General features: G+C 70.3%; 24 protein-coding genes. 9 read left to right on the forward strand and 15 right to left on the reverse strand.

Annotated elements, in window-relative coordinates:
• Positions 1-113 precede the first annotated feature (113 nt).
• Entirely contained in the window at positions 114-893 is a 780-nt protein-coding gene (locus KXS11_RS15155) for a DeoR/GlpR family DNA-binding transcription regulator (RefSeq protein ID WP_437386443.1), read from the forward strand.
• Positions 894-944: 51 nt separating this feature from the next.
• Positions 945-1,763 (forward strand): class II fructose-bisphosphate aldolase, encoded by an 819-nt coding sequence (locus KXS11_RS15160; RefSeq protein WP_437386444.1) that lies wholly within the window; start codon positions 945-947, stop codon positions 1,761-1,763.
• Positions 1,764-2,005: 242 nt separating this feature from the next.
• Here the strand turns inward: KXS11_RS15160 and KXS11_RS15165 are convergent, their stop codons facing one another.
• The 6 genes from KXS11_RS15165 to KXS11_RS15190 form a co-directional block, all read right to left on the reverse strand.
• Positions 2,006-3,001: an ABC transporter substrate-binding protein gene (locus KXS11_RS15165; RefSeq protein WP_437386445.1), complete on the reverse strand. Its 996-nt coding sequence runs from the start codon at positions 2,999-3,001 to the stop codon at positions 2,006-2,008.
• A gap of 82 nt (positions 3,002-3,083) precedes the next feature.
• Complete coding sequence (locus KXS11_RS15170) at positions 3,084-4,169, reverse strand: ABC transporter permease (RefSeq protein ID WP_437386446.1); 1,086 nt, start codon at positions 4,167-4,169, stop codon at positions 3,084-3,086.
• Positions 4,166-4,927 carry an ATP-binding cassette domain-containing protein gene (locus tag KXS11_RS15175; RefSeq protein ID WP_437386447.1) on the reverse strand — a complete coding sequence of 254 codons (762 nt, stop codon included), beginning with the start codon at positions 4,925-4,927 and terminating at the stop codon, positions 4,166-4,168. Before KXS11_RS15175 ends, KXS11_RS15170 begins: the two co-directional genes overlap by 4 nt.
• Positions 4,928-5,033: 106 nt before the next feature.
• Positions 5,034-6,110, reverse strand: a complete 1,077-nt coding sequence (locus KXS11_RS15180) for a class I mannose-6-phosphate isomerase (protein ID WP_437386448.1) — start codon at positions 6,108-6,110, stop codon at positions 5,034-5,036.
• Complete coding sequence (locus KXS11_RS15185) at positions 6,107-7,150, reverse strand: LacI family DNA-binding transcriptional regulator (protein ID WP_437386449.1); 1,044 nt, start codon at positions 7,148-7,150, stop codon at positions 6,107-6,109. The genes KXS11_RS15180 and KXS11_RS15185 overlap by 4 nt, the downstream gene beginning before the upstream one ends.
• Complete coding sequence (locus KXS11_RS15190; RefSeq protein ID WP_437386450.1) at positions 7,150-7,278, reverse strand: hypothetical protein; 129 nt, start codon at positions 7,276-7,278, stop codon at positions 7,150-7,152. The genes KXS11_RS15185 and KXS11_RS15190 overlap by 1 nt, the downstream gene beginning before the upstream one ends.
• A 140-nt stretch (positions 7,279-7,418) precedes the next feature.
• Between KXS11_RS15190 and KXS11_RS15195 the strand changes: the two genes are divergently transcribed.
• Positions 7,419-8,705 (forward strand): HAD-IA family hydrolase, encoded by a 1,287-nt coding sequence (locus tag KXS11_RS15195; protein WP_437386451.1) that lies wholly within the window; start codon positions 7,419-7,421, stop codon positions 8,703-8,705.
• 97 nt (positions 8,706-8,802) lie between these two features.
• Here KXS11_RS15195 and KXS11_RS15200 read toward each other — a convergent pair whose 3' ends face one another.
• Positions 8,803-10,308 (reverse strand): mannitol dehydrogenase family protein, encoded by a 1,506-nt coding sequence (locus tag KXS11_RS15200; protein WP_437386452.1) that lies wholly within the window; start codon positions 10,306-10,308, stop codon positions 8,803-8,805.
• Positions 10,309-10,400: 92 nt separating this feature from the next.
• Positions 10,401-11,081 carry a nucleoside/nucleotide kinase family protein gene (locus KXS11_RS15205; RefSeq protein ID WP_437386453.1) on the reverse strand — a complete coding sequence of 227 codons (681 nt, stop codon included), beginning with the start codon at positions 11,079-11,081 and terminating at the stop codon, positions 10,401-10,403.
• A gap of 228 nt (positions 11,082-11,309) precedes the next feature.
• Between KXS11_RS15205 and KXS11_RS15210 the strand changes: the two genes are divergently transcribed.
• Both KXS11_RS15210 and KXS11_RS15215 read left to right on the forward strand, forming a co-directional pair.
• On the forward strand, positions 11,310-12,038 hold the full coding sequence (locus KXS11_RS15210; protein WP_437386454.1) for an SDR family oxidoreductase: 729 nt from the start codon (positions 11,310-11,312) through the stop codon (positions 12,036-12,038).
• A gap of 58 nt (positions 12,039-12,096) precedes the next feature.
• Positions 12,097-13,104, forward strand: coding sequence for a LacI family DNA-binding transcriptional regulator (locus tag KXS11_RS15215; protein WP_437386455.1), 1,008 nt, complete (start codon positions 12,097-12,099; stop codon positions 13,102-13,104).
• 83 nt (positions 13,105-13,187) lie between these two features.
• Here the strand turns inward: KXS11_RS15215 and KXS11_RS15220 are convergent, their stop codons facing one another.
• From KXS11_RS15220 to KXS11_RS15230, 3 genes are all read right to left on the reverse strand, one after another.
• Positions 13,188-13,739, reverse strand: coding sequence for a GIY-YIG nuclease family protein (locus KXS11_RS15220; protein ID WP_437386456.1), 552 nt, complete (start codon positions 13,737-13,739; stop codon positions 13,188-13,190).
• A gap of 90 nt (positions 13,740-13,829) precedes the next feature.
• Positions 13,830-14,993, reverse strand: coding sequence for a Gfo/Idh/MocA family protein (locus KXS11_RS15225; protein ID WP_437386457.1), 1,164 nt, complete (start codon positions 14,991-14,993; stop codon positions 13,830-13,832).
• Positions 14,990-15,832, reverse strand: coding sequence for a class I fructose-bisphosphate aldolase (locus KXS11_RS15230; RefSeq protein WP_437386458.1), 843 nt, complete (start codon positions 15,830-15,832; stop codon positions 14,990-14,992). Before KXS11_RS15230 ends, KXS11_RS15225 begins: the two co-directional genes overlap by 4 nt.
• A gap of 147 nt (positions 15,833-15,979) precedes the next feature.
• Between KXS11_RS15230 and KXS11_RS15235 the strand changes: the two genes are divergently transcribed.
• Both KXS11_RS15235 and KXS11_RS15240 read left to right on the forward strand, forming a co-directional pair.
• Positions 15,980-17,071 carry a carbohydrate kinase family protein gene (locus KXS11_RS15235; protein ID WP_437386459.1) on the forward strand — a complete coding sequence of 364 codons (1,092 nt, stop codon included), beginning with the start codon at positions 15,980-15,982 and terminating at the stop codon, positions 17,069-17,071.
• A 76-nt stretch (positions 17,072-17,147) separates the two neighbouring features.
• A complete protein-coding gene (locus KXS11_RS15240) occupies positions 17,148-18,146 on the forward strand; it encodes a LacI family DNA-binding transcriptional regulator (protein ID WP_437386460.1) in 999 nt (332 codons plus the stop codon).
• A gap of 46 nt (positions 18,147-18,192) precedes the next feature.
• On the opposite strand, the gene KXS11_RS15245 is transcribed toward KXS11_RS15240, so the two are convergent.
• Together KXS11_RS15245 and KXS11_RS15250 are read right to left on the reverse strand one after the other, a co-directional pair.
• Positions 18,193-18,507, reverse strand: coding sequence for a hypothetical protein (locus KXS11_RS15245; protein WP_437386461.1), 315 nt, complete (start codon positions 18,505-18,507; stop codon positions 18,193-18,195).
• A 62-nt stretch (positions 18,508-18,569) separates the two neighbouring features.
• Positions 18,570-18,884: a putative quinol monooxygenase gene (locus tag KXS11_RS15250; RefSeq protein ID WP_437386462.1), complete on the reverse strand. Its 315-nt coding sequence runs from the start codon at positions 18,882-18,884 to the stop codon at positions 18,570-18,572.
• 71 nt (positions 18,885-18,955) lie between these two features.
• Here KXS11_RS15250 and KXS11_RS15255 point away from each other — a divergent pair, with 71 nt between their 5' ends.
• A complete protein-coding gene (locus KXS11_RS15255; RefSeq protein WP_437386463.1) occupies positions 18,956-19,267 on the forward strand; it encodes an ArsR/SmtB family transcription factor in 312 nt (103 codons plus the stop codon).
• Between the two features lie 36 nt (positions 19,268-19,303).
• On the opposite strand, the gene KXS11_RS15260 is transcribed toward KXS11_RS15255, so the two are convergent.
• Entirely contained in the window at positions 19,304-21,103 is a 1,800-nt protein-coding gene (locus KXS11_RS15260) for a glycoside hydrolase family 3 protein (protein WP_437386464.1), read from the reverse strand.
• Positions 21,104-21,235: 132 nt separating this feature from the next.
• On the reverse strand, positions 21,236-22,195 hold the full coding sequence (locus tag KXS11_RS15265) for an alpha/beta hydrolase fold domain-containing protein (protein WP_437386465.1): 960 nt from the start codon (positions 22,193-22,195) through the stop codon (positions 21,236-21,238).
• A 100-nt stretch (positions 22,196-22,295) separates the two neighbouring features.
• Between KXS11_RS15265 and KXS11_RS15270 the strand changes: the two genes are divergently transcribed.
• On the forward strand, positions 22,296-22,766 hold the full coding sequence (locus KXS11_RS15270) for a VOC family protein (RefSeq protein ID WP_437386466.1): 471 nt from the start codon (positions 22,296-22,298) through the stop codon (positions 22,764-22,766).
• Positions 22,767-22,770 lie beyond the last annotated feature (4 nt).

Genomic DNA, 22,770 nt, shown 5'->3' on the forward strand with positions numbered 1-22,770 from the left:
CACCGATCGATGTCCGAGTATGTTGATACTGACACGAATCCCACACAATCGGAAGCCATATCGGGCCGATTCGGATACAGTGGACGCACCGTGACCCGAGCGATGGAGCAGGCATGTACCCAGCAGAGCGGCAAGCCGCGATCCTCGCGGGCGTGCGCGACGGCGACGGACTCATCGTCGGCGAGCTGAGCAGCCGCCTGGGCGTCACACCCGAGACCATCCGGCGCGACCTCGCCGCCCTCGAACGACGGGGCCTCGTGCGCCGGCACCACGGCGGTGCGGTCCTCACCGAGCGAGCGCCCTTCGAACCGAACCTGGCAAGGCGACGCGAGGGCGAGCACGTCGAACGGGCAGCGGTCGCCCGGGTCGTGGCCGAGCACCTCCCGGAGGACGGCGTCGTCATCCTCGACTCGGGATCGATGACCCTCGAGGTCGCGAGCCTCATCCCCGCAGGGCATCGACTGCTGGTCGTGACGAACAGCCTCCCCATCGCGGCACTGCTCGCCGGTCGGCCGCACCTCACCGTCCTCTCCCTGCCGGGCGCCGTCCGCACCGTCACCCAGGCGACCGTCGGGCCGTGGACGGTCGAACGACTGTCGGAGATCAACGCCGACCTCGTCGTCATCGGCGCGAACGGCGTCGGTCAGGGCCCCGGCGCGACGACCACGACACCCGAGGAGGCCGAGGTGAAACGGGCGATGCTCCGTGCCGGCGACCGCTCCATCCTCGCGGTCACCGCGGCGAAGTTCGAGACGACCTCCTTCCACCGGGCCGCCCGACTCGACGAGTTCGACCTGATCGTCACCGACGACGGGCTCTCCCCACTGCTCGCCACCCGGCTCACCGAGGCGGGGAACGAACTCGTGCTGGCCGCGACCACCCCCACCGCCTGATCATCCGTCGGCGTCGCATCGACGCGTCGCCCCTCCGAGAGGAACCATCGCATGACCCTCGTCACCACGGGCGAACTGCTCGCGACCCAGCGGGCCGTCCTCGCGTTCAACGTCATCCAGCTGGAGCACGGGGAGGCCATCCTCGAGGGCGCCCGACGCGCCGGCCGAGGCGTGATCCTGCAGGTATCGGAGAACGCGGCGGTCTACCACGGCGGCCTCGGGCCGATCGGCGTCGCCGCCCTCGAACTCGCTCGCGAGGGTTCCGTCCGGGCCGCCGTCCACCTCGATCACGCTGAGGATGAAGCGCTCGTCGACCAGGCGGTGGCGCTCGGCTTCACCTCGGTGATGTTCGACGCTGCGACGCTCCCCGACGACGAGAACCGGGCGAGGACGGCCGCGGTCGCGGCTTCCGCGCAGGCGCAGGGTGTCTGGGTCGAAGCGGAGCTCGGCGCGATCGGCGGGAAGGGTGGGGCGCACACGCCGGGCGTCCGCACGGACGTCGGAGATGCCGTCGCGTTCGTGGCGGCGACCGGGGTCGACGGCCTCGCGGTCGCCGTCGGCAGCTCCCACGCGATGACCTCGCGCAGCGCGTCGCTCGACTTCGACCTGATCGCCGAGCTCGCCGCGGCCGTGCCCGTGCCCCTCGTGCTGCACGGATCGAGTGGCGTGAGCGACGCCGACCTCGTGCGGGCGGTGGAGTGCGGCATGCGGAAGATCAACATCTCGACCCACATCAACGGTGTCTTCACCCGGGCCGTCCGCGCCGCCCTCGACGCTGACCCTGCTGTGGTCGACCCGCGGAAGTACCTCGGCCCCGCGCGCGAGGCCGTCGCCGCCGAGGTCGCGCGCCTGCTCACCCTCGTGCGCTAGCGATTGTGCCAGCGCGGTGCGCTGGTCCCACCGCGGCCCACGCGCGCGAGCGCGCCCCTTCGGAGACCCGCGCTCGCGCCACAGACTCGCGCTCGAGCCACAGACCCGCGTTCGCACCACAAAGCCGCGCTCGGGTCAGCGCATCGCGCTGGCGGCCCCTCGCCGGCAGCACAGCGCGTCGGCGCCGGAGCAGTGAGCTCCGACGCCGACGCGGTCTGATGGTGCGGGGAGGTCTGGACGACCTAACTGCACTTGGACTGGTAGACGGCATCCTTCGCGTCGCCGTCGACGTTGTCCTTCGTGATGATGGTGAAGCCGGTCTGGATCTTGGCTTCGACCTTGTCGCCGTTCAGCGCGGCGATCGCCTGCGCGACGCCGTCCTTGCCGATGGTGGCCGGCTCCTGAGCGACGAGCGCCTGGACGGTGCCCTCCTTCAGCTGCTTGACCTGGGCGGGACCGGCGTCGAATCCGACGATGGTGACCGAGTCGGCCTTGCCGGCCTGCTTGACACCGGTCGCGGAGCCCTCAGCAGCGAACAGGTTCGCAGCGAAGATGCCCACGATGTCGGGGTCCTTCTGGAGCGCAGCGGTCACGATCTCAGCCGCGGTGGCCGGCTCGTTGTGGCTGTACTGCACACCGAGGTCGGTGAACTTGCTGTCAGCCGCGACAGCCTCCTGGAAGCCCTCTGCACGGGCGTCCGTGGTCGAGATGCCGGGGTCGACCGACACGACGAGGACCTTGCCGCCGTCGGGGTGGGCCTCCTTGATCGCGTCGAACGCCGCAGCGCCGCCGCCCTTGTTGTCGCTGGAGATCTGCGAGACCGCGAACGACGGGTCGTCGACCGTGGTGTCGACGAGGACGACCTTGATGCCTGCGTCGGCGGCTGCCTTCAGCGGAGCCTCCATGGCCTTCACGTCCGTCGGTGCGACGAGGATGGCGTCGGGCTTCGAGGCGACGACCGAGTCGACGAGCGGCTTCTGCAGCGTCGGGTCGAACTTCTCGGGGCCCTGCGTGGTGACCGTTGCACCGGCGTCCTTCGCCGCCGATTCGATACCGCACTGCATCGAGATGTAGAACTCGTCGCCGGCGACGCCCTGGATGAACGCGATCTTGTAGCCGTCGGAGCCTGCGCCCGCGCTGCTGCCGCCGGAGCTCGACCCACCGGAACAGCCGGTGAGCATGAGGCCGGCCGTCGCGCCGATCGCGAGGACTCCGAGAACTGACTTCTTCCACTTCATTGTGATTACCCGTTTCTCTTGAATTGCTGGACTACTACCGATGGTGTTGCTGGGACTGGTGCGGGTTGGGGGTGTTTCCTCGTTACTTCTTCTTTCTGCTGACGAGGGCTCGCCAGAAGCTTGTGGATCCGCCGCGGGCGGCGGAGGAGCGACGGACCTGATCGACGTAGACCGCCAGGATGAGGACGGCGCCGACCGCGACCTGCTGCCAGAACGGCTGCACACCGGTGATGACGAAGCCGTTCTGGAGCACCGCCGGGATGAAGAGGCCGACGACGGTGCCGAAGATGGTGCCGTAGCCGCCGAAGAGCGACGTGCCACCGATGACGACCGCGGCGATGACGTTCAGGTTCGTCTGCGACTGACCGGCGATCGCCGTCGTGCCGAACTGCGACAGCGACAGGATGCCGGCGAGACCGGCGAGACCACCGGAGATCGCGTAGATGCGGATGAGGTGACGGTCCACCTTCACACCGACCCGACGTGCCGCCTCTTCGCTGGAGCCCACGGCGTAGGTGTACAGACCGAACTTGGTCTTGTGCAGGATGAGGGCACCGATGACGACGACGACGAGCGCGATGACGGAGATGATCGGAACCGCGCCGAAGATGTTGCCGTACCCGATGGAGTCGGTCAGGACGGAGGGCACCTCGCGGATGTCGACGCCGCCGGTGAGGATCTGGGCGAGGCCGAGCGCCATGCCGAGGCTACCGAGGGTGACGATCAGCGGCGGGACCTTGGCTTTGGAGATGAGGATGCCGTTGAACGTGCCCCAGACGATGCCGACGAGGATCGACACGATGATGCCCACGGTGGCCGTGCCCCAGTCGTCTCCGCCGATCGCCCGCATCGTCAACGCTGAGACCACCCCGGAGAAGACGAGGACCGAGCCGACGGACAGGTCGATGCCCGAGGTGATGATGACGTAGGTCATCCCGACGCCGAGCACGGCGAGGATCGAGGCGTTCTGCACCACGAGCCGCAGGTTCGACAGCTGCGCGAAGGTGTCCGGCGCGAGCGCCGAGAAGATCGCGATGACGACGAGGAGCACGATGAAGATCTGGAAGGCCTGCGCCTTGAAGAGCTTCCTGATCGGCGTCTCCCGGTCTCTGGCCGTCTCGATGGCCGTCGTCTCCGGCCCCATCTCGGCCTGCTTCACCGCGCTCATGCGACGTTCCTCGTGCTCGCACCGGTCATGAGACCGACGAGTTCCTCCATGTTGGTGTCCTTCGTGTCGACCGACGCCGCTCGGTGGCCGAGCCGCAGCACCTGCACGCGGTCGGACACCTCCATGACGTGCGGCATCGAGTGGCTGATGAAGACGACGGCGATGCCCTTGTCGCGGACCCGCCGGATGGTCTCCAGCACGTTCTTCGTCTGGCGAACGCCGAGCGCCGCGGTGGGCTCGTCGAGGAAGACGACCTTGTTGGCCCAGTGCACGGCGCGGGCGATCGCGATCGCCTGCCGCTGACCACCGGACATCGCGCCGACCGGGTCGGTGAGGGAGCGGACCGTCGCGCCGAGTTCGTCGAACGCGTGACGCGACTGCTTGCTCATCTCCTTCACGTTCATGAGGCCGAGCAGGCCGCCGAGCCCCGGGCGCATGATCTCGCGGCCGAGGTAGACGTTCTGCACGGGGTCGAGGTGCGGGGCGAGCGCGAGGTCCTGGTAGACGGTCTCGATGCCGAGCGCGCTCGACTGCATGGGCGACGAGAGCGTGATCGGTTCGCCTTCGAACCGGATCACCCCGCTGTCGACCGCGAGGTTGCCGGAGAGGGCCTTCACCAGGGTGGACTTGCCGGCGCCGTTGTCGCCGATGAGGGCGGTGACCTCACCGGGGTAGACCTCGAAGTCCGCTTCGTCGAGGGCGCGGACGTGCCCGAACTGCCTGGAGAGGCCTCGGGCCTCCAAGACGGGAGTCGTCATGTCGTTCTGCTTCCTTTCCGACCGGTTCCGTGAGACGGAGCCGGCGTGTGGTGGCTGTGGGTGCTCGGGTGGGCGATGCTGCTGGGTCGTGCGGTGGACGGTGCCGTCATCGGATGCCTCCCGCGGTGAGGGTGGCCGGCCATCCTGCGCCGGGGCCCGCGACGAGGACGGTGCCCGTGCCGTCGACGGTCCAGGGGCCGAAGCCCGCCGGGACGGCGAAGACCTCGCCAGCCGTGAAGGCGACGGTGTCCCCCGACGTCTCGGAGACGAGCGACCCGTCGCCGCCGAGGGCGAGGGCGACGGAGAATCCGGCGTCGACCGGCGAGGTGCCGTTCGACTCCGGCGCGACGGCGAACAGCTGGAAGTAGGGGTCGGCGGCGGCGGGGAGCAGACTGACCGGGGCGTCGGTGCGGGTGTCGAGGTCGTGGAGGACGACGAGCTGTTCGAGCTCGGCCTGCGGCAGGGCCTTCGTCGACACGGCGCCCATCACGGTGTCGAACCCGAGGCCGAGGTGCGACTGCTCACGCGTCGAGGTGGTGACAGACCACTCGAGGAGGATGGAGAGGTCGGTGGGCTCCTGCACCTCGGCGAGGAAGATGCCGCCGTCGATCGCGTGCGCGGTGCCGGCCGGGACGAGGATGCCCATGCCGCGCTCCACGACGATGCGGTTCATGCGGGAGAGCATCCACTCGCTGTCCTGGGCGTCGCGGCGGCGGTCGAGCTCATCGGGGTCGACGTCCTCGCTCCACCCGAGGTGGACGGCGGAACCCGGCTCGGCTTCGAGGATGAACCAGGCCTCCGTCTTGCCGTAGGCGCAGTCGAGGTGGGACGCGGCGAAGGCGCGGTCGGGGTGGACGTGGACGGGGAGACGCTGGCGGGCGTCGAGCAGTTTCACGAGGATGCCGGTGTCGGCGGCGCTCGTACCGTGGTCCGTTCCCGCGCCGGTCCAGGCGGCGGGGTCCGCGGCGACGAGATCGCGGAGGAGGACGCCGTCGAGGGTCTTGGCGAGACCGATCGCGCCGCCCGGCTCCTGGTCGGCACGACTCACCGTCGCTCCCAGCCACTCCTCGGGCTGGAACGCGCTCCGCTGCTCGATACCGCGGAGGGCGGCGATGCGGTCGCCTCCACGGTAGAAGTGCTCGATGAGGTTCGGAGCGAGGCGGGTGGGCTGGACGGTGCTCATGCTGCGGGGCCTCCGAGGGCGCTGGTGGTGGACGTGGGAGCGAGCGTGGGGCCGGGGATCTCGCCCGAGCCGCGCTGGATGAGCGAGGTCGGGACGACCCACTCCCGGGGTTCGTTCGACGGTGACTCGCGGAGCTCCAGGAGTCGCTCGATGGCGGCGTTGCCGATCACGAACGGGTCCTGGTTGATGCAGCTGACCGCTGGACGCAGGACGTCGGCGAGCGAGAAGTCGCCGAACGCGATGTGTGCGATCCCCTCGCGACCGATGCGGTGCAGCGACGTGGTGAGCCCGATGGCGGCTTTGGCGTTCGAGGCGAACAGTGCCGTTGGCGGCTCGTCGAGCCCGAGGAGCCGCTCGGTCTCGGCCGCGTAGTCGAGGGCGCCGTCGATCGTCCAGGAGACGAGGGCCGGGTCGAGTGCGATGCCCGCCTCGGCGAGGACTTCCGTGTACCCCTGGTAGCGGCGGCGGATCGTGAGGAAGCGCTCGTCGCGGTCGTAGAAGGCGATGCGGGTGTGCCCGAGTTCGACGAACTGCTGGATCGCGAGACGGGTGGCCGCGCGGTCGTCGACGACGACGCTGTCGAACGCGGCGAGCGGGCGGTCGACGGCGACGACGGGCGTCACCTGGCGGAAGGCTTCGAGGTACGGCAGCTCGGCCGCGACCGGCGCGAGGATGACCCCGGCGACCTGGTGCCCGGCGATGAAGCTCGTGAGCTGGTCACGCTCGCGCCCCTCGTCGAGCCCGGTGCTCGCGACGAGGACGCTCAGGCCCTCCTTGAGCGCCCGGGTCTCGATCGCGCTGACGAGCGAGGCGAAGAACGGGTCGGCGAGGGAGTCGATGAGGACGCCGATCGCGCCACCGGTGCCGGACTTCAACGAGCGTGCGGCGGTGTTGGGCACGTACCCGAGGCGTTCGATCGCCTCGAGCACGCGGCTTCTGGTCTCGGGGTGGACGGACGCTTCGCCGTTCACGACCCGGGAGACGGTCTTGATGCTGACGCCCGACTGTGCGGCGACGTCCTTGATCCCCGGCGGCCGCATCAGCGCACCCCTCGATCGTCGAGGCCGGGAGCGTGCAGCGGAACGACACCGGGACGCACGGAGGTGCCGGTCGAGTGGTTCGTGCGCAGTGGCTGGCTTGCAGCGTTCGCGGCGGTGCAGGTGCCCATCGGCTCCACCTCCTGACAGCGTTGTCATCGGTTCGGGGAGTGCAACTGCAGAACCCCGTCGTTCCTTCGTGCGCCTATACTGACCACGAACCGACAACGTTGTCAAGCAACGTTGTCTGAAAGAGATCAAATTCATTCGGATGACGCATCGACGAGGCCTTCCACACCCCTCGGATGCGGGTGCCATCCGCGAATCCACCGAGGGAGCCATCGTGATCGTCGTCGTCGCAGGACCAGCCGGAAGCGGGAAGACCACCCTCGGGCGCGCGCTCTCGCAGGCCCTCGGGCTCCCGATCCTCGACCTCGACACGATCACCAATCCCCTGCTCGACGGGCTCACCCGAGGCGCAGCGGGGGCACCTCGCCTGCTCGCCGACGCGCACTGGAACGACCCCGCGCTGCGGGCGGCCGTTCGCCCCGCCCGCTACGCAGCATTGCTCGCGGTCCTCGCCGACCAGCGCGACGCGGGTGTCGGTGCGGTGCTCGTCGCGCCGTTCACCGCCGAACTGCAGGGCGGCACCGAGTGGGAGGCCCTCGTCGAAGCGGCCGGGGTCGCACCGCGAGTCGTCTGGCTGCACGCGAACCCGACGACGCTCGCCGCCCGCCGGGCCGAGCGTTCCGCAGACCGCGACGCCCACATCGTCGACCCACCGGCGGACAGTGCTCCCGCCGTGCCGCACCTCGTCGTGGAGGCCGCACTGTCGACGACGCAGCAGCTCGCCACCGTGAAGCGCGCGCTCGGCCTCGGGCGCACGCTCGAAGCGACAGCCCCGATCTTCGGGCAGGTGTTCGAGGCCGGGTTGTTCGACCTCGACGGCACCCTCATCGATTCGACGCCGGCGGTGAACCGGTCGTGGGCACAGCTCGCCCGCGAGTACGGCCTCGAGGTCGACCTCCTCGCCGAGGGCCATGGGCAGCCGGCCGCACAGGTGCTCGCGGCCACGTTCCCACCGGAGGAGGTCGCCGGGGCGCTCGCGCGGATCATCGAGATCGAGGCCGCCGAGACGGCCGACGTCATCGCGCTCCCGGGCGCCTCGGAGGCCCTCGCCGCGCTCGACGACACGGCGAAGGCGATCGTGACGAGCGGCACACGACTCATCGCCGGCAACCGGATCGCCGCTGCTGGACTCACACCGCCCGCCGCCGTCGTCACCTTCGACGACGTCACGAAGGGCAAACCGCACCCCGAACCGTTCCTGCTCGGGCGGACCCGCCTCGGCATGGACCACCGGAACTGCGTCGCGTTCGAGGACGCGCCCGCCGGGCTCGCCGCCGCGCGCGCAGCCGGCTGCTGGACCGTCGGCATCGCTGGGACGCACGAAGCCCACGAACTCGACGCCGACCTCGTCATCGACGGACTCTTCCAGCTCCGACTCACCCCGGTCGAGGGCGGCGGCTTCCGCCTCGTGCCCGCGGACCTCGGCTGACCGGCGCCACACCCGGCATCCTCGCGCCCTCTCCGCGGTGCTGACCGTTCTCAGGACGCCGGCAACGTTCTGAGACAGGGAGATGCGTTGGTGGGGATCAGCCCGCGTCGACGACCTCCTGCACCGCCGCACGCGCACCGACAGCGGCGAGACGGCCGCGGGCCGCGATGAACGCCTCACGGAGGCGGGCGTCGCTCCCGAGATCACCGAACACGCCCACCTGGTCGAGGAACGATCCCGGCTCCGTCGACTCGCGCGACGCGGCGGCCTGCAACTCCCCCAGACGCCGGTCGACCGGCTCGAGCACCCGTCCGTCGTCGCCTGTGCCCTCGACGAACCGACTCCACGCGGCGAGCACCAACGCCGACCTCGCGATCGGCCCGCCCGTGCGGAGCTGCTCGCGCACCACGGGCAGGAGGAACTTCGGGATGCGCTCGGAGCCGTCGACGATCTGCCGCGCGAGGGTGTCCTTGATCGCCTCGCTCCCGAAGCGTCGCATGAGCTCGGCGCAGTAGGCGTCGATGTCGATGCCGGGCACCGGGTCGAGCGTCGGCCTGGCCTCCTCGTGCATGTAGCCGAGCAGGAACCGCGAGAACAGGTCGTCACGGCACACCTCGTGCACGAACGTCTCCCCCGCCAACAGCCCGAGGTAGCTCATCGCCTGATGCGAGGCGTTCAGCAGCCGGAGTTTCATCAGCTCGTAGGGTTCGACGTCCTCGACGAGCTGCACGCCAACGAGCTCGTACGGCGGCCGGCCGTCCGTGAAGTCGTCCTCCAGCACCCACTGCTCGAACGACTCCGAGAGCACCGGCCAGCGGTCCTCGATTCCGAACCGTTCAGCGACCGACGCGCGCTGCTCTTCGGTCGTGGCGGGCGTGATGCGGTCGACCATCGAGTTCGGGAAGCTGACCTGGGTCGCGATCCAGGCCGCGAGCGTCGGGTCGATCCGTTCCGCGAACGCGAGGATCGCCGTGCGTGCGACTCGCCCGTTGCCCTGGATGTTGTCGCAGGACATCACCGTGAACGGCGCCGCCCCGGCGTCTCGGCGAGCACGCAACCCGGCCGTGATGAACCCGAGGGGGCTCCGCGGGACGGCACCGGAGGGCAGCCCGTCGAGATCCGCGAGCGTCGCCTCGTCGCGGGGGTCGAAGGCACCCGTCGCGTCGTTCACGCCGTACCCGCCCTCGGTGATCGTCAGCGAGACGATCCGCGTGGACGGGTCGATCACCCGCGCGAGCACCGCCGCCGGGTCGTCCGGCGCGAACAGGTACTCGACGATGGAGCCGATCACCCGCGCCTCGACCTCGCCGTCGGGACTCGTCGTCACGAGCGTGTAGAGGCGGTCCTGGGCACCGAGCGCGTCCCGCATCGCCGCGTCGCCCGGCAGGGTGCCGACACCGACGAGGCCCCAGGCGTCGTCAGCGTCGCCGCGTGCGCCGCTCGGCAGCGCGAGCACCCGGTCGATGAACATCGCCCCGTGGGCGCGGTGGAAGGCCCCGACGCCGAAGTGGACGATGCCCGGTCGGACGCGCGAACGGTCGTAGGACGGGACGGCGACGCGGGGATCGAGCGAGCCGATGGTCGTGGAGTCGAGCTGGGTCATGTGGGTGCTGCCTTCTCGTCGGTGAGGGGTGGCGGTGCTGGTGGCGGTGGCGGTGCTGGTGGTGGTCGCGGATCGGGCGGGTACCCGGGGTGCTACGCGGAGTGGGTGGACTCGGTGAGCAATGGCGTCAGTGGACCGAGCGTGACGACGCGGTCGGCGCGGTGCTTCGTGGCATCGACCAGCCGGGCGTTCGGTTCGTCGACGCCGAGCACCCACGCCTCGGCTTGGTCGCGCGGGTGCCCGTGGCCGAGCCGTCGGGCGATGAGCCGCTCACGTCGCACGTCGTCGTCGACGTCGACGTACCAGGACTCGTCGAGGTGCGCGGCGACATCCTGCCATCCGTCCTCCTCGAGCAGGAGGTAGTTGCCCTCCGTGATGATCAGCGGCACCTCCGGTCGCACCAGGACGGCACTGCCGATCGAGGATTCGAGTGAACGGTCGAATCGCGGCGCGTAGATCGGGACACCAGGCGACGTCGACGTCCGACCAGCGGCGTGGAGACGGGACAGGAGCGACACGTAGCCGTCGACGTCGAACGTGTCCGGGGCGCCCTTGCGGTCGCGGCGGCCGAGCCGGACGAGTTCGTCGTTGTCGAGGTGGAAGCCGTCCATGCCGACGATCACCGTCTGCGCTCCGAGGGCGGCGGCGAGCGCGTCGCTCACGGTGGACTTGCCGGCGCCCGGCGCACCGATGATGCCGAGGATTCGACGCGAGCCGTCGGCGATGAGGGATCTGGCCCGTTCGACCAGCTCGTCGATGCCGGGATCGCTCATCGTGGGTCCTGCCCTCTCGTCGTGCGCTGCGGGGTCGCGGCTCGCGGTCGCGTCGTCGCCCGACTCACGGTAGGTCCAGCCCGGGCCGCTGTCAACACTGCATGTCACCGGTGACATGAATTGCCTCCGAATCGTCATGTCACGGGTGACATGACGGTGATTCCGTGGTTATGATGCTCCCGACCCGTGCATCGACGCCCGGGCCCACTTCGTCGATCGGAACACCCCATGACTGACTTCAACGGCCGCACCATCCTCGTCACCGGAGCGAGCGGCGGCATCGGCGGAGCCACGGTCCGCCACCTCGTCGCGGCCGGCGCCCAGGTGCTCGCCTCGGGTCGGAACGTCGAGCACCTCGACGCCATCGCGGCCGAGACCGGCGCCACCCCGCTCCCCTTCGACCTCACCTCCGAGGACAGCGTCCGCGACGCGATCGAAGGCCGGGACATCTGGGGCGTCGTGAACTCGGGCGGCTGGGGCGGCGAGATCGCCTCACCGCAGGACACCGACATCGACGTCTTCGACAAGGTCATCAGCATCAACGCGCGCGGCTCGCTGCTCGTCACCAAGTACGCGTCGCGCGAGATGATCCGCCAGGGCAAGGGCGGCGCCATCGTCAACGTCTCCAGCCAGGCGAGCCTCGTCGCACTCTCCGGCCACATCTCCTACGGCTCCTCGAAGGCCGCGCTCGACAACATCACGCGCGTCTCGGCGCTCGAGCTCGGGCAGTACGGCATCCGCGTCAACGCCGTGAACCCGACGGTCGTGATGACGCCGATGTCGGCCTGGTACTGGGGCCGCCCCGACATCGAGGGGCCGTTCCTCGAGGCCATGCCGCTCGGGAAGTGGGCGACGGAGGACGACATCGCCGGGCCGATCACGTTCCTGCTGAGTGACGCCGCCGGCATGATCTCCGGCGTCTCGCTCCCGATCGACGGCGGCTACACCGCACGCTGAGCACGCACCGGCACCGCGGGGCCGGGTACCGGATGGGGCGACGAGAGCGAGGGGCGACATGGCGACGATGCGTGACATCGCTGCCGCTGCAGGGGTGAGCGCGAAGACCGTCTCCCGGGTCTTCAACGACGACCCGCACGTGCGACCGGAGACCCGCTCACGCATCGAAGCGATCATGCGCGAGCTCGACTACGTGCCGAACACCCTGGCGACGTCCTTCCGATCCGGCAGGCCCTCGGTCATCGGCGTCGCGGTGCCGGACATCGTCGACCCGTTCTTCGCCCAGATCGCGCGAGCGGTCGAGCGGACGGCGCGGGAACACGACATGTCCACCCTCGTCACGAGCCTCGGCGACGAGCCGGCCCGAGAGCGGGCCGTCCTCGAACCGATGCTGCGACGCCAGCTCAGTGGTCTCGTGGTCGCTCCCATCGGCGACGACCAGAGCTCGTTCGCAGCGTGGGCCTCGCGTACCCCCTTCGTCTTCGTCGACCGTGCGCCCGGCCGGCTCGTCGCGGACTCCTTCACGCAGGACGACTTCGGCGGGGCGTTCGCGGCGACGACGCACCTCGTCGAGCACGGGCATCGGCGCATCGCGTTCGTCGGCGACCAGCTCAGCCTCCCGACGACCGCTGCGCGCCTGCGCGGTTACCGTGCAGCGCTGGCCGAGGCCGGCATACCCGAGGACGAGCGGCTCGTCGCCCTGCAGGCCGGATCGCCGACGGGGGCTGCTGTGGCGCTCGCGTCGGTCACCGGTCCTGAGCTGGGAGCCCGCGGCGAGGGGCCGGCGACGGCTGTCTTCTCCTCGAACGCCGTGTGCACGATGGCGCTGCTCCCGGCGTTGCCCGGGCATGCGCTGCGCCTCGTGGCGTTCGGCGACTTCCCGCTCGCCGGTCTGCTCCGTCCGTCGGTCACCGTGATCGCGCAGGATCCCGAGGCGCTCGGCCGGTTGGCCGCCGAGCGGATCATGGATCGTATCGAGCACCCGGGGCGTCGGTTCCGCCGCAGCACGGTCCTCCCCGTGACCCTCGTCGAGCGCGACTCCTGTCGTTCCCTCCCCCGTCCGTGAGGCTGGAACGCCGGGTGGCACACACTGCGGCACAGCGGCCCGCGCTCGGTCGGGCGCACCGCGCTGGCACTCGACCCACCCGCTCACCTCCCGCGGAGTGCCGCCGCCTCGCTCAGCCAACGGGCGTAGAGGTCCCAGGGGTCGACGTCACGGGCGACGGAGTCGACGTGCCGTCGGAGCCGCGACGAGGCCGTGAACCATTCCGACCGTTCGAGACGCTCGGTCGCGAACTGCTCGTGACGAGCGCGCTCGACATGACGGTCACCTCGTTCGAGGGCGAGGAGTTCGTCGTGCCAGATCGCGGCGAAGCGTTGACGGGGGTTCGTGGTGGTGCCGATCTTGATGCGGTCACCGTGTCGCAGGTAGTACACGACGTCGACGCGGGGCGGGGCGAGGTCGTCGTCGGGCAGGTCCCCGAGCCGCCAGTCGCACACCGCGCAGAGCCATCCCGACGGATACCGCCGCCCCAGCCGCGAACCGCACAGGACACACGGAGACGGCAGCACGTCGACGACGCCCCACGCGCGCCCAGCCCATTCAGCGGCGAGTGCCAGGTGGTCCTCGCACAGCGCGACGGGCGACCGGCCGTCTGCGAGGGCGCCGCACCCGGTCTGCACGCAATGGACCTCGGACATGGGGCAAGTCTCGCCCACCCCTCCGACAGCGCAGTCCGCAGCGCGTCCCGGCTGGGAGGCGATCGGGCGGCCGCCCAGCCGACGCGCAGCTCAGAGCGCGATCACACGCCCCTCCTCCTGGGAACGGATCGCGGCACGGTAGACGTCGTGGGTGAACGCAGCTTCCTCGGGACGCGCCGCCCCGAACCGGTCACCCAGGGAACCGTGGCGCTCGGCGAGGAACACGGCCCACATCTGCAGGATCGTGTCGGAGAAACCGGACTCGAAGTTCGGTCCGGTGACCGTCGGCCAGACCGACTGACTCCCGGCGTCCACCTGCTGCCACACCTGCTCCTTGGCGCCGCCCGGGATCTCCCGCACCGCGAACACCTCGACGAGCTTCGGGTTCTTGGTGCTGAACCGCACGCCACCGTCCAGGCCGATCGCCTCGAACTCCCAGGTGTTCTTCTGCCCGGGGTCGATGCGCTTCGTCTCCGTCGTGAGCGGGAATCGGACGCCGTCGTGAGTGGCCCAGCTGTGCAGCACCGCGTTGTCCCAGGTGTCGCACGGCACCAGCGCGCCGTCGGGGCCAGGGCGCTCGGTGACGATGTTCTGCAGCACGCCGTAGACACTGTCGGGCCTCCAACCGAGTCGGAGCGGCACATGCCAGGTGTGCATGCCGAGGTCGTTCAGCACGCCGGCCTCGCCGCAGAACTGCGTCTGCCGCTTCCAGTTGATCTGCTTGCCGCGGTCGATGTCGCTCGAATGCAGGAAGCTGTTGCGCGCCTCGACGATCGTGCCGAGTGCGCCGGAGCGCACGTAGTCGATCGCGAGCTGCGCGCCGGGGAAGAACGGCATCTCGCTCGAACAGCGGACGAAGCTCTCGGGGTGCTCGGCCATCGCTGCGAGCACGGACTGCGCAGCCGCCGCGTCGATGCCGAACGGCTTCTCCGCGAGCAGGCTCTTCCCGGCGCGGATCACGTCGGTGTAGATCTGCTCGTGCAGGTCGTGGCGCACAGCCACGTACACGACGTCCACCGAGTCGTCGGCGAGCAGCTCGTGATAGTCGGTGGTCTTCGTGACGACGGTGTCGATCTCGTCGAACCAGTCGAGAGCGGCCGGGTTGATGTCGCAGACGGCGGTGAGTCGCGGTCGGACCGGGTGGTCGATGAGCGCGGGCCACCGCTGGATCGCGGCCGCGATCTCGCGCCCCATGAGCCCGCCGCCGATGATCGCGACATTGACCCGCTCGGCCGCCTGACGCTCGCCGCTCATGCGCGGGCCGCCTCGAGGATCGCGAGTCCGGCGTCGACGTCGGCGCCGTCGTGCAGCACCGCCATGAGTGCCGCGGTGATCGCCGCCGGATGCTCGTGCTGGATGATGTTGCGCCCGTAGACGATACCGCTCACGCCGGCGTCAAGGACGGCGACCGTGCGCTCGAGCAGCGTGCGGTCGTCCACCCGACCGCCGCCGCGCACGAGGACGGGGATGTCGCCGGCGACCTGCACGACCCGGCCGTACTCGCTGATGTCGCTGCTCGGGTCCGCCTTGATGAGGTCGGCGCCCAGCTCGACGGCCTGTCGCACGAGGGTCACGATCTTCTCGATGTCACCGTCGACCTGGTACCCGCCGGCCGTGGTGTTGTCCTGCATGACGAGCGGTTCGATCATGAGCGGCATCCCGTACCGCGTGGCCTCACGCCGCAGCGCCATGATGGAGCGGATGTTCGCCTCCCGCACCTCGGGGCGCTCGGGGATCTGCATGAGGTTGACGCAGACCGCGACGGCGTCGAGGCGCACCGCCTCCTCGATCGCGTGCGGCACGTGGTGGCTGTAGAGGACGGCGTCGAGCGGGTTGCCGTAGACGTTCGCGACGTCGGTGCGCAGCACGAGCGCGGGTTTCTCCTTGCCGGGGATCTGCTGGAGCAGCCGGGCCTGGCCGAGCGTCAGCTGCACGGCGTCCGGGTTCGCCGCGACCAGCGTGCGCACCACCTGGCCCATGTCCTCGATGCCGGTGATGAACGAGCGTTCGCCGAAGAACCCGTGGTCGACGGCGACGTCGAGGGCGCGATGCGACCGGGCGTTGAAGAGACGATTGAGGCGGTACAGCGACATTGCGGCGGCTCCTGATCGTGGCGGGTCGATGGGAGGCATCTGCTCCGAAGGTTTCGGAATCGCCCCTCGATGTGTCACAGTAGTGGCCCGAGACAACGTTGTCTAGCACGCGGCGGATCACTCGACCGTCGCGGAGAAGGAGGCTCCATGGGCGAGATCGTCGTGGCCGGTCACATCTGTGTGGACCTCGCGCCCGCACTGAGCGCGAGCGCGCGGATCGAGCCGGGCTCGCTCATCGACACCGGACCGCTCCGCATCTCGCTCGGCGGCTGCGTCGCGAACACCGGGCTCGCCCTCGCCGACCTCGGCAGCGACGTGCGTCTCCACGCGACCGTCGGCGACGACGAACTCGGCGCCATCATCGCGTCGCGGATCGACGCCCACCCCCGACTCCACGCCGCCCTCGAGGTCACCACGCGCGCCGCGACCTCCTACAGTGTCGTCGTGGAGCCGGCCGGGCTCGACCGCACCTTCTGGCACCACACCGGCGCGAACGAGGTGTTCACCGGCGGGCACCTGCCCATCGGCGTCGCCGACCTCGTCCACATCGGCTACCCCCCACTCCTTCCCGGCATCGTCGCTGGAGAGGGCGCACCGCTGCTCGCCCTGCTCGACCGGGTCCGCCGAGCCGGTGCGACGAGCTCGATGGACCTCGCCGTCGTCGATCCGACGAGCACGATCGGTTCGCTCGACTGGGAGCTCATCCTCCGCCGCACGCTGCCGTTGACCGACATCGTGAGCCCGAGCGTCGACGACCTCCGCTCGGCGCTCGGCGCCCTCCCCGCCGGGTCACGAACGCCGAGCGGGCCAGGCCTCACGACTCCGGCACTCGTGGAGGCGGCCGCGTTCGCAGATCGCCTCCTCGGCTGGGGTGCCGCGGTCGTCGCGGTCTCAGCCGGGCAGGACGGACTCGTGCTCCGAAGCGCTCATGCCGACCGGCTCTCGCGCGGGGGTCGACTCCTCGCGCCGCTCGCTGCCTCGTGGGCCGACCTGCGCCTGGTCACCCCACCCGTCCCGGCACCCGAGTTCGTGTCGACGAACGGCGCCGGCGACGCGTCGACCGCCGGGCTGTTGTTCGCGATGTCGCGGGGCGCTGCTCCGCAGCTCGCGACCGAGCTCGCCGGGGCGAGTGCTGCCGCGGTCATCTCGGGGCGCCGCCCGACCGCAGCCGACGTGGTCCGGCTCCGTCCGAGCCTCCGCGGACTCTTCTCGAACGAACTGCTCGGCACGCTCCGCTGATGACCGGCGACCTCCATCGCCCCGGCGGGCCCGGCGCTCCCCGCCAGACGCCGGTCCGTGCGGGAGGATGGTGACCATGCGCAGCTCCCGGCCTCCGACCATGAACGACGTCGCGGCCGCGGCAGGCGTCGGCCTGAAGACGGTGTCGCGGTATGTCAACGGGGCCACGAACATCCACCCTGACCTCTCCGAGCGGATCGGGGCTGCGATCGAAGCACTCGGTTATCGGCACAACCTCGCTGCCGCGAGCATCCGCCCGGGTCGGTCGAGCAAGGTCGTCGGGCTCATCATCAGCGACCTGGCGAACCCGTACTACTCGGTGCTCGCGAGGTCCGTCGAACGGGTGTGCACCGAGCACGGCTACCTGCTCATGTCGGCGAGCTCCGAGGAGGATGCCCACCGGCACCGACTCCTCGTCGACCGCCTCATCGCCCAACGTGTCGACGGACTCGTCGTCGTGCCACCCCGACACGCGACGACGCCATGGGCGACGACCACCGCCGAACATGTCCCGATGGTCCTCGTCGACCGCCCGACCGGCCCGCTGGAATCGGTGGAACTGCACACGGTGCTCGCCGACAACGCCGGCGGCGCCGCCCGCGCAACGACGGCGATGCTCGAGGCCGGCGCCCGGAACGTCGCGTTCCTCGGCGACTCCCTGGAGCTGTACACGATGCAGGAGCGACTCGCCGGCTATCACCGCGCCCTCGGGGAACGCGGCGGGTTGGAGCCGATCGTCTCGGCCGGAGCGCACACCGTCGAGGATGCGGCCGGTGTGGTGGCAGGCTTCCTGGCGGAGGGTCGGATCGACGGCGTGTTCGCCGCGAACAACCGGGCGGCGATCGGCGCGGTCCAGGCGTTCGCCGAGGCCGACCGACGCATCCCGCTCGTCGGCTTCGACGACTTCGAGGCGGCATCGCTCGTCCGCCCGGCGGTCTCCGTCGTGGCCCAGGACGTGGCGCTCATGGGACGGGTCGCTGCGGAGACGTTGCTGTCACTCATCGCCGGCGAGGCCGGAGCGCCGATCACGCACACGCTCGACACCCGTCTGGAGTTGCGCGGCTCGGAACGCTAGCAGGACAGGAGGCGGTCGGCGAGAGCGAGAGCTCCGCCCCCGTCACTCAAGCGAGGGCGAAGGCGACGGCCTGCTCGAGCAGCTGCTCGAACCGTGGTTCCTCGCTCAACGGGAGGACGACCCAGTCCTTGAACGGGCGGCCGCGGCCCGACGGGTCGAACAGCTCCGCCCCCGGTGCGGCGAGCGCCGCGGCGAGCTCCGGCGTCTCGCGCCCGAGCTTGAACGCAGCCGTACCCCGCATGATGCATCCGACAGAGTGCCCGTGCACGATGAACGACAGGGCGCTGAACAGCCTCCCGCGGGAGGTGTCGGCGCCGGGGCGGGATGCGAGGAGGCGTTCGTACACGGCCTGTTCGTCCATGCGGCGATTCTGCCGGGGAGGCAGGTGTCCCGCAACGCCCATCCTCGGCGAGCGGGTCGGCCTCAGGGTTCGATCGGCGTCAACCAGGTGATCGCGAGGTCCTCGCGGAGGTAGCTCATCCTCGACTCCTGGAAGGCCACCATGTGCGGCAGCGCGAGGTGCCGCTCCAGATCCGCCGTCGAGCGCCATCGCTCGGTGAACACGAAATCGCCCGCCGCATCCTCGTGGAGGTGGTACCCCAGGGCGCCTGGTTCGGCCCTGGTCGGCTCGACGAACGAGGTCAGGAGCACCCGGAGGGCTGCCGCCCGGTGCGGCAGCGGTTTCGCGGTTCCGACGAGGGAGACCACGCCATCTCGGATAGGTACGTTGATTGTCATACCTCGACGCTAACCAAGTGAACAGGTATGATGCAAGTCGTACGTCGGGTCGCGACGAAGGGGAATCGGCGATGTCGGATCGGATCGGGCTGGGCGAGGCCCTGGCTGCACTGAGCAACGACTCTCGCCGACGCATCATCGCCGAACTCGCAGCGCTTCCACCCGCCGTCGACCAAGAGCGCGCCTGCGGCGCGTTCGAGCTGCCCGTCACCAAGGCGACGAAGACGCATCATTTCCGGGTGCTGCGGGAGGCTGGACTCATCACGCAACGCGACCACGGCAACGGCAGCGCCATCACCCTTCGCCGCACGGAGATCGAGCGGGACCTCCCCGGACTCCTCGACCTCCTGCGCGCGGAGGTCGCCCCTCGACACGCTCAGTGACCGGGGTGCGGGTGCGGTGACCGCGCCGCGCAGGCGTCAGCTGTAGCGGAGGCCGTGGCCGAAGCGGAAGAGCGGGTCCTCGGTGTCGAACGGCACGTCGGAACGGCTCGCCTCCACCGCCGCCATCGAGCGCGGCAGGTCGAAGGGCAGCTTGCCGAGCGGCTCGGCCTTCCCGAAGACGACGTCGAGGAACGCCGCGTCACTGCCACCGAAGCTTGCGACGAGGGCCGCGACCTGGTCGACGATCCCGGTGAGGATCGCCGGGCGGTCGAGATGCATGTCGAGCACCGTCGGCACCGCCGCGGCGATCCCGCGCAGGTGGGCGAGCTGCTCCGCGGGGATGTCGAGCGAGCCGGCGTGGAACATCGCCTCGAAGCCTCCGGGTCGCGGTTCGTACGGCGTCTCCAGGCGCAGCAGCGCCAGGTCGGCCTGCGCCGGGTCCGCGACGACCTCACCGTAGGCCGCGGCCACCACCGGATCGACGCCCTCCAGGTACAACCTCGGACGCGGCGAGCGCACCGGCAGTGTCTGCTCGACATTGGTGAGCACCGTGAACGCCTGGCGCTGAGCAGCCTCACCGGCCGCGATGAACGCCGGGTTCCCGACGATCGCACTCGCCGCATCGACGTCGACGAACGGCTGCTCGAACAGTCCGAGCTGGAACTTCTCGCGCAGCAGGCGCCGCACGGACACGTCGAGGCGGTCCTCGGCGATGCGTCCCTGCTCGACGAGTTCGATCACGAGCTCGGGGCGGGCCTCGCCACCGAACTGGTCGCACCCGGCCTCGAGGATCCGCTCGGCTCGCGAGAGTTCGTCGAGGTGTTCGAGGCCCCACGCGCGGCCCGGCATGTCCTGCCCCATGATCGAGGTGTCGGTGATGAGGCCCCAGTCGGTGCAGACGATGCCGTCGAATCCGAGCTCCTCGCGCAGGAGTCCTGTGATGATCTCCCGGTTGAACGCGAAGCCGACGGCCTCGTAGGAGGTTCCGACCGGCATGCCGTAGTAGGGCATCATCTGCGCGGCACCGGCGGCGATCGCGGCACGGAACGGGATCAGGTGGTAGTCGAAGTTGTCACCGGGGTAGACCTGTTCGCGCCCGTAGGTGAAGTGCGGGTCCTCGCCGTCGAGCTGCGGTCCGCCGCCCGGGAAGTGCTTCGTCATGGTGGAGACCGACCGCGGGCCGAGTTCAGCCCCCTGGAAACCGCGGATGTACCCGGCGACGAGCTCGCCACTCAGTTCGGCGTCCTCGCCGAAGGTGGCGCCGATGCGGGACCAGCGCGGTTCGGTCGCGAGATCCACCTGGGGGTGGAGCGCGAGCCGGATACCGACCGCGAGGTACTCCTGGCGGGCGGTGTCGGCGAACGCTTCGACGAGTTCGACGGAACCGATGGCGGCGAGGCCCAGGGTCTCCGGCCACTGCGAGAAGGCTCCCGCCCGTGCGGCTGTGCCGAGGTTGTCGGTGAAGTGGTTGCGCGGGTCGGTCGACAGGGTGACCGGGATGCCGAGGCGGGTGGCTGCGGCGCGCTCCTGCAGCGCGTTCGTCCACTCGGCGAGCGAGCGGGTGTCCGGGGCGGTCCCGAGCACGTTGAAGTGCGACATGTGCTGCTCACCGATCATGTGGTCGCCGCTCGCGATGCCCATGTGCGGGTTCGCCTCGTCGATCGGACCGGGCGCGATCATCGTCTGGAACAGCATCCCGGCCTTCTCAGCGACGGTCATGCGTCCGACGAGGTCGTCGACGCGCGTCTCGAGCGGGAGCGACGCGTCGCGGTACGGCAGCACCACGGCATCCTGCTCGCTGGCCGGCTGGGAGGTCGCAGACTCGAGAGCGCTCATGGGGGTCCGTTTCTCGTCGATGAGGTGGTGGCAGGCGCCGGTGCACGCGCGAGCGTGAAAACCGAACTCTGTTCGGGAACAGCGTCCTCCCCTAGTATGCCCGCCCGGAGACGATTCGCAAGTGTCCGGGCATCACGCGGGCGAAGCCTGCATCTCCCGGAGGCCGTCCGCCAACCAGTCGAGCGACGCAGCGACCCCGGGTGCTGCGGGAAGGCGGTTCAAGTGACCATGGGCGACCCCGGCCTCGAGCCGACTGCGGACGGGCGCGCCGGCGCGGTGCGATGCCGCGATGAGCAGCTCCCCCGACGGGCGCAGGTCGTCCATCTCCGACAGCAGCACCGACAGTGGCGGGCGGTCCGCGGTCACCGGAACGGCGCCAGGCAGCGCGAGCGGGGGCAGGCCGTCGAGGCGGCCGACGTAGTTCGCGACCATCCAGTCGATCGACTCGCGCGGGAACCGCATGGCGTCGGGAAGGACGTCCTGTTCAGCGAGCGCCGAGGCGTCGAGGAGCGGTACCTCGGCATGCAGGAACGGATAGGCCAGGAGGACGGCGTCGGGCCGCGTGGCGCTCCGCAGGGACGTGGCGAGCGCCAGTGCGGCACCGGCACTGGCGCCGCCGATCGCCGTGCGGGCTCCAGGCAGATCCTGGCGGGCGTCGGCGAGATGCTCCCAGGCGGCGGTGACGTCGTCGAGCGGTACCGGATACCGGACGACGCCGTCCGCGAGACGGTAGTCGACCGCCAACACCTCGGCACCGGCGCGCGCGGCGAGCTCGGCGCTCACCACGTGCGACTCCGGCCAGTCGAGGGTTCCGGCGGCGAATCCCCCACCGTGCGCCCAGAGCAGTGCGACTGCCGGACGCTCGGTCCCCTTCGGCCGATAGCGGCGCACCGGGATCGGGCCGTGGGGTCCGTCGATCGCCTCATCGGTGATGACCACGCCGGCCGACGGCAGCCAGGCTCCGTCGTCGCCGTAGGCCGTCAGCCGCTCGACGAACGCGTCGTCGAGTGCGCCGTCGGCGGCGGCCCGCTCCGCGTTCGAGAACCCGTCGAACAGGTGCAGGCGGTCTCCGTAGTACGGGTCGAGCGGCATGGGTCCTCCAGGTTCGAACGCGCAGACGATCCGACCGAGCCTAGCGCCGCGACCGTCGCTGCCGAGCGACATCGCCGACACCTGGTGGCAGCATTGCCCCATGGAACCACGAGTCGACTTCGTCACCCTCGCCACCCCCGACCTCGACGCCGCACGGTCGTTCTACTGCGACGGCCTCGGCTGGGACCCGTTGCTCGACGTGCCCGGGGAGATCCTGTTCTTCCAGGTCGGGTTCGGGCAGGTGCTCGCCCTGTTCGACGCCCGACAGTTCGCCGCAGACCTGTCCACCGCGGACGCCACCGCCCCAGCTGCCGACTCCGGCGCGGCCCCACCGGCGGCGCAGGGCGTCACACTCTCCCGCAACGTCGGCGGCCCTGCCGAGGTGCGCGCGGTCGTCGATGCGATGCTCACCGCTGGCGGCACACTGGTGAAGACGCCGCAGCGGGCAGCGTTCGGCGGGTACCACGGCCACGTGGCCGATCCGAACGGCGTGCTGTGGGAGATCGCATTCAACCCGGGATGGTCGGTGGCGGACGACGGCACGGTGTCCCTCGGCATCGTGGAACCCTGATTCG

This window comes from Plantibacter flavus, assembly GCF_051487245.1.
GTDB classification, from domain to species: Bacteria; Actinomycetota; Actinomycetes; order Actinomycetales; family Microbacteriaceae; genus Plantibacter; species Plantibacter flavus_B.